A 12,351-nucleotide genomic window follows, 5' to 3' on the forward strand; every position below is an offset into this window, starting at 1 on the left:
CTGGGCTGATGGCTGCTAACCTGGCGCCCGTCAATTCCTGGGGTAGGGCGGCTCATCGATGTTGGGTGTCATCGTCACATCCGGGCTTGAGCTGACCGCCGGGCCCATCTCGGGGCAGCTTCGCGCCGCCGGGGTGGACCGGGTCGTGGCCGTCCCGGACCTGGCCGGCTTGGCCGGGATGGCGAGCACGGCCGAGGAGCCGCTGCTGATCTGTTCCGATGACCTTGTCGCGCACACCGCCGTGCTCCGTCACCTGGCCACCAACCCGGCGGGTTCGACGGTGGCCCTGGTGGTCGAGGTGGCCGCCGGCTCCCGGGGTGAGCGGATCCGGGAGGAGCGCGGCCGGCTGGTGCCCGGCGAGCCCAACTCGGCCTTCGGCGGCGCACTGCGGGTCGATCCGCCCGACCTGCCGGACCTGATGGCCGCCGCGCGCGGCGGGGTCGGCGTCGGGCTCGACTCGCTGCCAGCAGCCCTGCGCGGGGTCGGCGTCACGGTCTTCAGTCAGCGGGTGCGGCAGCTCGTCGCCGCCCGCGCCAGGGACGGTGTGGCGCGTGCGGCCGCCCAGGCGACGATCGCCGAGATCCACCCGGACGAGGTGGAGCTGCGGCTGGCAGTGCGCGAGCGGGACGACCTCGTCGCGACGTACCTGGTCAGCTCCTGGTCGCCGCGCCTCACCGGCTGGGCGGCCCGGGCCGGTATCGGCCCCAACACGGTCACCGCCGCCTCGGTCGCGCTGGTGGCCGCCGCGGCACTGCTCTTCTGGGCCGGCGGCCGGCCGGCGCTGCTGCTCGGTGCGGTGCTTGTCTACCTCGGTTTCGTGCTCGACCGGGTGGACGGCCAGCTGGCCCGGTACACGCGGCGGTTCAGCCCGTTCGGCGGGTGGCTGGACACGATGGCGGACCGGGTGAAGGAGGCCGCGGTCTACGCCGGGCTGGCGGCCGGCGCGCAGGGTGACGGGTGGGTGCTCGCCGTCGGGCTGCTGCTGCTGATCACGGTGCGGCAGCAGAGCGACACGTGGTACCTGGCCCTGCACGACGAGGCCGCCGCCCGCGCCACCCCGTCCACCGGGCGGCTCGGCCGGCTCTCCCATCGCGTGCAGTCCGACCAGGGCTCACCGGCGTACTGGCTGAAGCAGACCGCGCTCTTCCCGATCGGTGCCCGGTGGGCCGTGGTCGCGGTGTCCGCCGCGCTCTTCGACCAGCGGGTGGCTCTCGTGGCGATGCTCGTGTGCGCCGCGCTCTCCGCCGCGTACACGCTGGTCCTGCGCACCGTCCGCGCGTTCTCGATGCGGGTGCCCGTTTTGGCCTTGGCCGACCCGACGCTGTACCGCGACGACGGCGCCGCCGCCCACCTCGTGCGCCGCTGGACCGTGCCGCCGCTGGCCACGGCCGTGCTCGCGGGAGCCGGGGCCGCCGCGGCGCTGCTTGTGGCCCGGTCGGGTGGGAGCGAGGCGGCCGCCCTGGCGCTCCTCGCGCTTGTGCTCGCCGCCGCGCTCGGCGCGTGGCACCCGCACGACGGCCCGCTCGACTGGCTCGTGCCGGCGGCGTTACGCGCGGCCGAGCTGCTCTTCGTGGTCGCCGTCGGTGTGGTGTACGACGTGCCGCTCCCGATCGTGTACCTGCTGCTGGCCTCACTCGCGCTGCACCACTGCGACTTCACCACCCGGCTGGAAAAGCGGGTGGAGGGGCCGCCGCTGCACCGGCTGGGGCTGGGCTGGGACGGCCGAGCGGTGCTGCTCGTCGTCGGCGCGTTCGCCGGCGCGGCCGCCCCCGCGTTCGCGATGCTCGGCTTGTACCTTGTGGCGCTTGTGGTGGTTGACGCCTGGCGAACGTGGAGTTACGGCGCGGTCGGACGCTGACGCCGCATTCCTACCACTTTGATAGCCCATAGTCGCTGCTACGGAAGAACTCGGCTGAACTGGGCAGTAATCACCCTGTCACACCACGAACATGGCACGTTTACCCGATGGGCTGAAGTCGTAACGCTCGTCACAGTTACCTATTCGGGGGCCGGCAACGAAGCTGCGGGGAGGTGACGGTGACCACCGTCGCGCTCAAGGACGTCACCAAGGTTTTTCCAGATGGCACGGTCGCTGTCGACAACGTCAGTCTTGACGTCAACGACGGCGAGTTCATGGTGCTCCTGGGCCCGTCGGGTTGCGGCAAGTCGACCGTGTTACGCATGGTCGCAGGGCTAGAGGACCCCACCACGGGAGCGATCCTGCTCGACGGCGAGCTTGCCAACGACCTTCCGCCGCGCGACCGGCGGATCGCGATGGTTTTCCAGGATTTCGCACTATATCCCCACATGACTGTTGGGGAGAATATTGGTTTTCCTCTACGTCTCTCCGGCGTCGACCAGCAGCCGCGTGGCGAGCGGGTGGCTGACGTGGCGAGCGCCCTCGGCATCGGCGACGTGCTCGCCCGCAAGCCCAGCCAGCTCTCCGGCGGCCAGCGGCAGCGGGTGGCGATGGGCCGGGCGATCGTGCGGCGACCGGGCCTCTTCCTGATGGACGAGCCGCTGTCCAACCTGGACAGCGGCCTGCGCGCCGAGCTGCGCGCGGAGATCTCCGGGCTGGTGCGCGAGCTGGGCGTCAGCACCATCTACGTGACGCACGATCAGGCCGAGGCGCTGACCATGGCCGACCGCGTCGCCATCATGCGCAAGGGCGTGCTCCAGGACGTGGGCACACCCACCCAGGTGTACGGACGGCCGGCCACCCTCTACGTCGCCGCCTTCCTCGGCAGCCCCCGCATGAACCTGCTTGAGGCGTCGGTCTATGTGCACCTCGACCGGTACGTCGCGCTCAACCTCGGCGAGCAGGCCCTCTACCTGCCGTGGGACGACATCCGGGCACGGGCGGTCGCGCACTACCACGGTGAGCGCATCGTGGTCGGCATGCGGGCCGAGGCCCTCACGCCGGTGGCGCCGGGCACCCCGGGCGACGTGCTTCAGGGGCGGATCCGCTACCTGGAGCACCACGGGCACGAGTCGCTGGCGTTCCTCGACATCGGCGCCACGGCGATCCTCGTCGACGACCTGGGCGGGCCGGTTACCGACGGCGAGGAGACCGGTGGCACGAGCCGCCTGCGCCGCTTCGGCCACGTGATGCAGCGGCTCACCGGACGTTCGGGCGGCGGCGAGGCGCCGCGGACCGAGCCCACCACCGGCCAGGGCAACCGCACGAGCGTGCTGAGCGACCCCGGCCGCCACCACCGGCGACCGGCGGAGCTGGCGGTGCGGCTGGCGCCGTACCCGGCGGTGTCCGCGGGGCATCCGCTGGCAATTTCGGTACGCATGGACGCGTTGCACTTTTTCGACGAGCGTGGCGATCGGATCGACGTGGGGTGGCGGTAGTCACACCGCTGCCCTACCGTCTGCGGACGTGACTACCGCTAACGGTTCTGGATTGCTCGTGATCGAGCGGATCCTGCGCGACCGGCAGAGCATCTGGCAGCAGATTGTTGACGAGCGGGAGCTAGGCAAGCTGACCACGCACATGCTGGCCAGCTCCGCCATCGCGCTCGCGCTGTACGGGGCAGTGCTCGGGGCGTTCCACAGTGTGCTGATGGCGATGACGTCAGCGGTGAAGCTGCCGCTGCTCTTCCTCGTCACGCTGGCGATCTGCCTGCCCACGCTGTACCTGTTCAACCTGGTCTTCGGCGCGCGCCTGTCCGTGCGACAGGCGCTCGCGATGGTCATGGTGGCCATTACGGTCACCGCGATGCTGGCCGTGGCATTCGCCCCGATCAGCCTCTTCTTCTTGATCACCGCACCCGACTACGCCTTCTTCAAGCTGCTCAACGTGGCGATTCTGACGTTGTCGGCGCTAGTCGGACTTCGGTTCCTGACGGGTGGCATGCAGGTGCTCAACGAGCACGGCCTGCTTTCTCCCGCCGCACCGGCCGCGGTCCCCGCCACCGTGCCGGCCGCCATCCCCGCTGCGCCCGCGGTCGTCGCGCCAGCCGAAGCGGCTCCGGTGGAAGCGGTGCCGGTCACGCCGATCTCCGCCGTGCCGGCCGCCGTACCGGCCGCCGTCAACGGCGGTATGACCTCCACTGTGGTCGCACCGCTGCCCACGCTGCCCCCGCCGCCCGCGCATGTGCCCGGGTACGGCTGGGACCCCGGCGCGCGGGGCATCTACGCGGGCCCTCGCCCGCAGCGCCCACCGGTCCGCGAAGGCCAGCGCCCGGCGAGCATGACGCTGCTGTACATCTGGATCCTGCTGTTCGGCTTCGTGGGCACCCAGCTCGCGTGGACGCTGCGGCCGTTCTTCGGCAGCCCGGGGCAGGAGTTCGCGCTGTTCCGCAGCATCGAGGGCAACTTCTACGCCGAGATCATAAGGACGATCGCGGACCTGTTCTGACCTTCCGACGCCGTTGGTGCGTGGTCGTCCTCGCCGGGGGCCACGCACCCCCGCCGGGGGAGGCCGCGCGACTCAGCGCTGGGGGCGCAGGGTCCAGATCACCGTCATCTCGGCCGTGGTCTCGCCGTCCTCCGTGCTGATCTCGACCAGCACCGGAAACTCCGGGCGAGTCCCGGCGTCGAGCTCGGCGGCGATCTCCGCGACTGGGCGGCCGAGCCGGGCCGTGGCGTGGATCGTGCCGAGCGCCAGCCGCTTGTACGCGATGTCGGCGCGCACCGCCAGCGGCACCGCGCGGTCGAGCAGGTGGGCGAAGGCCGCCAGCACCACCGCGCCGGACGCCGTCTCGCCCAGCGTGAAGATCGCGCCAGCGTGCGGGCCGCCGACGTGGTTGTGCGTCGCGGGCGAGTCGGGCAGGCGGACGACCGTGCGGACGCCGCCGTCGCCGTCGGGTGCGGCCTCGACGAACTCGAAGCCGAGGGTGCGGGCGAACGGCACCGCCTGGAGCATTCCGGCGCCGACGGCATCTGCGTCGATGGACATGCGCCCGATGTTACCGGTAGGTAACCCCTAAAGGGACCCCCAATCTGTGTGATCCAATGGGTCACCCTGCGTAGTTTGCCGCCCGAGTTGGTGGCTCGTCGCGGGATTCGTGGATTACGCCCATCCGGGTGTCCCCTGCACGTACCGCAGCCGTGTCCTGAAACGCGAGGACGCCGGGATGATGGGCCAGTTCGGGGTGTCGAGCAGGGACAGAAAGAGGGCCGTCCGGGCACTCACAGTGACCACAAAAGCCACGGGTGAGCCGGCAGTTTCATCAGTCCCACAGCGGTTACTCTGTCCGGGTGTTGGGACTCCCCGATGGCGTTACCGCCTGTTTGTTCGATCTCGACGGTGTGCTTACGCAGACCGCAAAGGTGCACAACGCCGCATGGAAGGAGACCTTCGACGCCTACCTGCGTGACCGTGCCGAGCACACGGGCGAGCCGTTCCGGCCGTTCGATCCCGGCGACGACTACAACAGGTACGTCGACGGCCGGCCGCGCGCGGATGGCGTGCGCACCTTCCTCGGTTCGCGAGGGATCACGCTCCCAGAGGGCACCCCGGAGGACCCGCCTAGCGCCGAAACGATCAATGGCATCGGCAATCGTAAGAATGAGCTGCTGCTCCGCCACATCCGCCAGGACGGGGTGGAGGTCTTCCAGGGATCGGTCGCCTATCTTCAGGCTGTCCGAGAGTCAGGATTGCGTCGCGCTGTGGTCTCCGCAAGCGCCAATTGTCGCGATATCCTGACCGTTACGGGCCTCATCGACGAGGTCGAAGTGGTCGTCGACGGCACCGTCGCCCGACGCGACAATCTGCGCGGCAAGCCGCATCCTGATACGTTCCTTGACGCAGCTAAGCTGCTCGGCGTCGCGCCGTCGGCTGCGGCCGTTTTCGAAGACGCCCTGGCCGGTGTGGAGGCCGGCCGCGCCGGCGATTTCGGCTATGTCGTCGGAGTCGACCGGGTCGGGCAATCCGACGCGCTATACAAGCACGGCGCCCACGTCGTCGTGCGCGACCTCAGTGAGTTGCTGGAGAATCCATGATCCGTGAGCGGGCTTACCCGGTGGAGCCCTGGCACGTCCGGGAGACCCGGCTCGACCTCGATGTGCTGGCTCAGTCTGAGTCGGTCTTCGCGCTGTCCAATGGCCACATTGGACTCCGCGGTAACCTTGACGAGGGTGAACCACACGGGTTGCCGGGCACCTATCTCAACTCGTTCTACGAGCTACGACCGCTACCCTACGCGGAGGCCGGCTACGGCTTCCCCGAATCCGGGCAGACGGTCGTCAACGTCACAAACGGCAAGCTCATCCGCCTGCTGGTGGACGACGAGCCCTTTGATGTCCGATACGGCGAGGTGCGCACGCATCAGCGCACCCTCGATCTCCAGGCAGGCACGCTCGATCGCACCGTCGAGTGGGTTTCGCCGGCCGGACGGGCGGTGCGTGTGCACAGCACCCGTCTGGTCTCCTTCACGCAGCGCGCGGTCGCCGCGATCTGCTACGAGGTGGAGGTGGCCGACGACCGCCCGCTGCGCCTGATCGTGCAGTCCGAGCTCGTCGCCAACGAGGAGCTGCCGCCCACCCGCAAGGACCCCGGGTCGCCGCGGTGCTCAAAGCCCCGCTCAAGCCTGAGGAGCACCTGGCGACGGCCGCGGGCGGCCTGCTGATCCACCGCACCAAGAAGAGCGGCCTGCGCATGGCCGCCGCGATGGAGCACGAGATCGACGGGCCGGAGCGCACGTCGATCAGCACGGAGGCGTACCCGGACTTCGCGCGCACCACCGTCGCGACGGTGCTGAAGCCGGGCGAAAAGCTGCGTGTCGTCAAGATCCTCGCGTACGGCTGGTCCAGCCGCCGCTCGTTCCCGGCCCTGCGTGACCAGGTCGGCGCGGCGATCGCCTCGGCCAAGTTCTCCGGCTGGGACGGGCTGGTCCGGGAGCAGCGCAAGTACCTCGACGGCTTCTGGGACGCCGCCGACGTGCAGCTGGAGGGCGACCCCGAGGTGCAGCAGGCGGTGCGCTTCGCGCTCTTCCACGTGCTTCAGGCTGGCGCCCGCGCGGAGATGCGGCCGATCGCGGCCAAGGGCCTCACCGGCCCTGGTTACGACGGTCACGTCTTCTGGGACACCGAGACGTTCGTGCTGCCGGTACTCACGTATACGCAGCCGGAGGCGGTCACCCACGGCCTGCGGTGGCGGCACGCGACGCTCGACCTGGCCCGGGAGCGGGCGCAGACGCTCGGCCTCAAGGGCGCCGCGTTCCCGTGGCGCACCGTCCGGGGCCACGAGTGCTCCGGTTACTGGCCGGCCGGCACAGCCGCCTTCCACATCGGCGCGGACATCGCCGACGCGGTGCAGCGGTACGTGGTGGCCACCGGAGACCTCGACTTCGAGCGTGAGGTCGGGCTGGAGCTGCTCGTCGACACCGCGCGGCTGTGGCGCTCGCTGGGTCACCACGACCGGCACGGCGTCTTCCACATCGATGGCGTCACCGGCCCCGACGAGTACACCGCGGTGGTCAACGACAACATCTACACCAACCTGATGGCGCAGAAGAACATGATCGGTGCGGCCGACGCCGCCCTGCGCCACCCGGAGCAGGCCCGCCGGCTCGGCGTCGACGAGGAGGAGGCGGCGTCCTGGCGCGACGCGGCCGCCGCCATGCACGTCCCGTACGACAAGGAGCTCGGCGTACACCAGCAGTGCGAGGAGTTCACCCGGCTCCAGGAGTGGGACTTCGCGGCCACTCCGCCCAGTGGCTACCCGCTCCTGCTGAATTACCCGTACTTCGACCTGTACCGCAAGCAGGTCCTCAAGCAGGCCGACCTGGTGCTGGCCATGCACTGGCGGGGCGACGCGTTCACGCCCGAGCAGAAGGCGCGCAACTTCGCCTACTACGAGCAGCGCACTGTGCGCGACTCGTCGCTCTCGACCTGCACCCAGGCGGTCATCGCCGCGGAGGTGGGCCACCTCGAGCTGGCTCATGACTACCTCGGCGAAGCCGCGCTCATGGACCTGCACGACATCCACAACAACACCCGTGAGGGCCTGCACATCGCCGCGCTAGCCGGCGCCTGGCTCGCCGTGGTGGCCGGTCTCGGCGGCATGCGCGACCACGACGGCAACCTGTCGTTCGCGCCCCGGCTGCCCAGCCGCATCAACAACATGGCGTTCTCCATGCTGTGGCGGGGCCTGCGGGTGCGTGTCGACGTGCAGGCGCACGAGGTCACGTACTCCCTGCGCAATGGGGGCGAGGGCGCCAAGCTCGACTTCCTGCACCACGGGGAGCACGTAACGGTCACCAGCGACACCCCGCTGACGCTGCCCATCCCCGCGCTGGCACCGGTCGGCCCGCCGCCGCGCCAGCCCTTCGGCCGGGCCCCGGCCCGCCGTATGCCCGACCTGTAGTAAGCAGCGGTTCGCGATCAAAGGCTCCTCTCAAGCGGTTCCATGGTTCTACTGCTTGAGAGGAGCCTTTGATCATTAAGACTTGAGCTGCCGCGATGTCCGCCGTGGTCCAGACCGTCGCTCCCGCAGCCTCACCCTATTCTTTGGGTCGCGGTCACCCCTCTTGATCTCCAAAGGGAAACTCACCCTCCGCGATTCGCAACCCGCCGCAGCCGGTCCACGACCCCTGGGGCGGCATGGCGGCGGTGAGGCCGCGGCCGACTTGGCCCGCGCAGGGACCAGAGCTGGCGAATCTTGATCGTTTGTTCCCTTGATCATGGCGTGCTTCGATCCCATCGCGTCGATCAGGGCGATCGTCATGGACGGCCGGCACAGTCGAAGGGGGCGTGGCCTTGATCGGTGGGTGCTCTGGTCGTCCGTGGCGATTCATGGCCCCTGGAGGGGTAATTTTTCGCCACGGACGCGGCCTGGTACGGCGCTGCTGCGTCGATCAAGGGAAGTCCACGGCATAGACCTTGATCGGCGCGATGAGGTCGGAGCACGCCAGCGATCGTGGTACTCAGCTGTCGCTGTAGGCACAGCCAAGTACCGCGATCTGCCAGGTGGGCTTGTCTCGCGGACGTGGCAGCGGAGGTCGGGGGGTTCGGCTCGCGCAGCGAGCCGCCGACCGCAGCGGTGCCCGCGGGAGCATACGGTCCGCAGCTGGCGCGGACCGGGGCATATCTGCTCTGGGAAATTTCTCTAGAGCATCGATATGTGTACGTGGTTGGTGTGGTCGCTGGACGGGTCGCCGCCGGCTCCGCTGTATGACTTCCAGCCGGTCGCGGGTGACCAGAACTGCCGGTACCAGATGATGTACATGATGCCGAGCCGGTCGGCGTTGCGCACGAAGAACGCGGCTAGGTTGTTGCCGTAGAGCTTGTCGCCCCCGGTCGCGTCGCCACCGAAGCTGTTCGGCTCGGACGAGAAGTCGCAGGCCCGGCCCTTCGGGTGTTCGTACGGCCCGCCGGGGCGGAAGCAGTTGACGAAGCGCTTGAAGCCGAGCCGCTGGGTCTCATCGAGCATGTGCCGCGTGCGTGGCGTGATGCAGCGGCCGGTCGTGGGGTCGTCCGCGGTGCAGCCCTGCCCGGAGAACCCGCCGTCGCTGTTGCGCGGCGCGGGACGGGCCACCGGCGAGGTCGCGCTCACGAAGCCGCCGGTCGCCTTGCCGCCGACCAGCTTCAGTGCCTTCTCCGCCTCCGACTTCTGCCTGGCCATGATGGTGAGCTGCTTCTGCTCTTCCTTGACCTCGGCGTCGATCGCCAACTTGGCCCGGCTGGCCTGTTCAAGAGCGGCGTTGAGCGTGGCCAGCCGCGCGTTGTCACGGGCGGCGAGCAGGTCGAGGGCGACCGCACGCTCCATGAACTCATCCGGCGAGGCGCTGTTGAGCAGCAGGCTCATCGGCCCGATGCGGCCGTTTTGGTAGGAGGTGGTGGCCACGAGCTGGATCTCGGGCGCCATCTCCTGGACCTTCTCTTCGGCCCTCTGTAGCTCTAGCTGGAGCTGTAGCTGCCGGTTGCGCGACTTGGTGGCGGCGTTGCGGGCATCGATGTAGCCCTTGCTCGTCTCCGAAAGCACGTCCCGCAGGAGCGGTGTGCTCCCCTCGTCGCCAGTGTCGGGCTTCGGTGCCGCGGCCGCTCCGACCGGCCCGAAGGCCACCCCGGAAAGCAACGCGGCCGTCGCGGCGACCAGGGCTACGACCAGCGACCATCGCCGGCGACGCACGCATGACGTCATCCACAGTCCTCCCATAGGCCGCCGGCCGGGTTAGCTGACGGGTTCGGGACGGAAGGATCCCTACCGCTACCGCGGATTCACCCCAGTTACCTGGTTCCCCGACTCGCCCGCGCGGGCGATTAGGCGGCGGTTTGCCGCCGGCACCGTGGGGGCACCGTCTGCGCGGCAGACCGCCGGAAAGCTTACCGGATCGACTGTGGACTCCAGGACCGCTCTGACCAGGTAAAAGCAACGTAAAAGTGTTAGCGGGCAACGACGTTCGGTAATGGACAGCGATGCGTGTCTACGCAACGACGCGTGGTTCGCTCGCGTTTCCCTCGTTCCACAGTCGGTCGAGGCCGGCGACACAGTAGGTGTGCGGGGCGTCGCTCTTCGTGGTGTCCACCCAGGTCGTACCGCGTGTCGTGGCCACCATCCGGGCCGCGTCACCGTCGACCCGGTAGATCGCGTAGCTTGTCGCGTCGCCTTCCCAGCGCAGCCGAACGCCGTCGTCGACGCGGTCGGCCGTCACCTTTGGCGCGGCCGGCCGCTTTGCCGGCAGCTGTGACATCGCTGGCACCAGCGCGGGCTCGGCGTAGTGGGCCTCCGCGTACCTAGATACCGCGCCGAGCCGGTCGGCCTTCACCTGGCGGGCGCTGAAGTGCACGCTGCCGGTGACCCGGTACTTGCGGTTGAGCGCGAGCTGCCGGTCGAGCTCGGCCGGGTCGCGCCAGGCACCCTTCTGCCCGATGCGGTAGTCGGCTTGGCCCACGTAGAGCTGTACCGGACTGTTCGCCACAAGCTCGGACCACCAGGGGAGCAGCTTGGCATAGTCGGCGATCGCGAACCCGATGTGCCAGTAGAGCTGCGGCACGATGTAGTCGACCCACCGCTCACGCACCCACAGCCGGGTGTCGGCGTAGATCGCGTCATAGCTCTGTAGCCCGCGGGTCGGCGAGCCGAGCGGGTCGGTCGACGCGTTGCGCCAGATGCCGAACGGGCTGATGCCGAACTTCACCCACGGCTTGGCTGCCTTGATCCGCTCGTTCGTCTCGCGGACGAACAGGTTGACGTTGTCGCGGCGCCAGTCGGCCTTGTTGGCGATGCCCCGCCGCTGCGACTGGAACGTGGCAGTGTCGTTGAAGTCCTCGTCCCCCTCCGGGTACGGGTAGAAGAAGTCGTCGAAGTGCACGCCGTCGATGTCGTACCGGTTGACCGCGTCGAGGATCGAGTCCTCGACGAACTTCCGCGCCTCGGGGATGCCGGGGTTGTAGTACAGCCGGCTGCTCTTGCCCTTCGCCGGATAGGCCACGGCCCAGTCGGGGTGCGCGCGGAGCGGGTGGTTGCCCGGCAGCTCCGCGAACACGCCGGACTGGCTCGCCTTGTACGGGTTGAACCAGGCGTGGAATTCAAGGTTGCGCGCGTGCGCCTCCTCGATCATGAAGGCCATCGGGTCCCACCCCGGCCCCTGCCCGTCCCGCCGCCCGGTCAGGTAATACGACCACGGAGCGTAGTCGGACTGCCAGAACGCGTCCCCGGCCGGCCGTACGTGGACGAACACCGCGTTGTGGCCGCGCCGCTGGGCCAGGTCGAGCCACTGCCGGTACTCCGCCTTGACCTGATCCTGCGGTAGGCCGGGGCGGCTGGGCCAGTCCACATTGCTGACCGTGGTCAGCCACATGCCGCGCAGCTGGCGGGTGGCGGTGAGCGGGTGGCCGGCGCAGGTGCTGGTCACGGCCGTGGGCTGGGGGCAGCTGGCCGCCGGGTCTGCCAGCGGGCGATACCGACGGTGACGAGCATGACGGCCGTCAGCAGCACCGCCAGCTGGACGCGGACGCGTTGGGCCATCGCACCACTATGCCTTGCGCGAGCGGGGTGGGCGAGTCAGCTCTGTGCGCTTGAGGGCCGTGAGCGATAGCGATGCAACCAGAAACGGATGTCCATACGTCTACCGGATGACCCTCGCGGCGAAGGAGGCCCGGCGTGTTCGGGTACAAATCACGCACCGCGATCGCGACGGTGCTCGTGCTGCTGTGCGCGCTCCTTCGGCCCGCCCCGGCGACTGCGACGTCCACTGTGGAGCCTGGGCCACTGCCGGCTGGGCAGACCTACACGGTGACGCTGGTGAGCGGCGACGTCGTGACCGTACACACACGCGAGACCGGGTGCCCGACCGTGAGCGTGCGGCCGGCGACGCCGGACGGCGTGCTCCAGCGCTCCTGCGGCGCCGACGGGCACGTGCGGGTCATCCCGGGCGGGTCGCCTCGCTGATCGGCGAG

At 69.4% G+C, this 12,351-nt stretch carries 8 protein-coding genes, 1 pseudogene and 1 riboswitch; of the genes and pseudogenes, 6 read left to right on the forward strand and 3 right to left on the reverse strand.

From position 1 onward, the window contains the following. Positions 1-58: 58 nt before the first annotated feature. The 3 genes from Pflav_RS35730 (at position 59) to Pflav_RS35740 (ending at position 4,366) form a co-directional block, all read left to right on the forward strand. Positions 59-1,858: a CDP-alcohol phosphatidyltransferase family protein gene (locus Pflav_RS35730; RefSeq protein WP_173041104.1), complete on the forward strand. Its 1,800-nt coding sequence runs from the start codon at positions 59-61 to the stop codon at positions 1,856-1,858. A 179-nt stretch (positions 1,859-2,037) separates the two neighbouring features. Next, entirely contained in the window at positions 2,038-3,357 is a 1,320-nt protein-coding gene (locus Pflav_RS35735) for an ABC transporter ATP-binding protein (protein ID WP_173041105.1), read from the forward strand. Positions 3,358-3,385: 28 nt separating this feature from the next. Continuing rightward, a complete protein-coding gene (locus tag Pflav_RS35740) occupies positions 3,386-4,366 on the forward strand; it encodes a hypothetical protein (RefSeq protein ID WP_173041106.1) in 981 nt (326 codons plus the stop codon). A 72-nt stretch (positions 4,367-4,438) separates the two neighbouring features. On the opposite strand, the gene Pflav_RS35745 is transcribed toward Pflav_RS35740, so the two are convergent. After that, positions 4,439-4,906: a DUF4442 domain-containing protein gene (locus tag Pflav_RS35745; RefSeq protein WP_173041107.1), complete on the reverse strand. Its 468-nt coding sequence runs from the start codon at positions 4,904-4,906 to the stop codon at positions 4,439-4,441. Positions 4,907-5,208: 302 nt separating this feature from the next. Here Pflav_RS35745 and Pflav_RS35750 point away from each other — a divergent pair, with 302 nt between their 5' ends. Further along, on the forward strand, positions 5,209-5,952 hold the full coding sequence (locus tag Pflav_RS35750) for an HAD family hydrolase (RefSeq protein WP_173041108.1): 744 nt from the start codon (positions 5,209-5,211) through the stop codon (positions 5,950-5,952). Next, positions 5,949-8,317: pseudogene (locus Pflav_RS35755) on the forward strand (glycoside hydrolase family 65 protein). The gene Pflav_RS35750 and the pseudogene Pflav_RS35755 overlap by 4 nt, the downstream one beginning before the upstream one ends. 741 nt (positions 8,318-9,058) lie before the next feature. Here the strand turns inward: Pflav_RS35755 and Pflav_RS35760 are convergent. Further along, positions 9,059-10,093 (reverse strand): coiled-coil domain-containing protein, encoded by a 1,035-nt coding sequence (locus Pflav_RS35760; protein WP_173041109.1) that lies wholly within the window; start codon positions 10,091-10,093, stop codon positions 9,059-9,061. 3 nt (positions 10,094-10,096) lie between these two features. Continuing rightward, positions 10,097-10,229, reverse strand: a riboswitch (cyclic di-AMP (ydaO/yuaA leader). Positions 10,230-10,376: 147 nt separating this feature from the next. Beyond that, complete coding sequence (locus Pflav_RS35765; protein WP_332107826.1) at positions 10,377-11,807, reverse strand: glycoside hydrolase family 10 protein; 1,431 nt, start codon at positions 11,805-11,807, stop codon at positions 10,377-10,379. A gap of 248 nt (positions 11,808-12,055) precedes the next feature. Here Pflav_RS35765 and Pflav_RS35770 point away from each other — a divergent pair, with 248 nt between their 5' ends. Next, positions 12,056-12,343: a hypothetical protein gene (locus Pflav_RS35770; protein ID WP_173041110.1), complete on the forward strand. Its 288-nt coding sequence runs from the start codon at positions 12,056-12,058 to the stop codon at positions 12,341-12,343. Positions 12,344-12,351: the final 8 nt, after the last annotated feature.

Origin of the sequence: Phytohabitans flavus, from assembly GCF_011764545.1 — a bacterium.
GTDB lineage: Bacteria > Actinomycetota > Actinomycetes > Mycobacteriales > Micromonosporaceae > Phytohabitans > Phytohabitans flavus.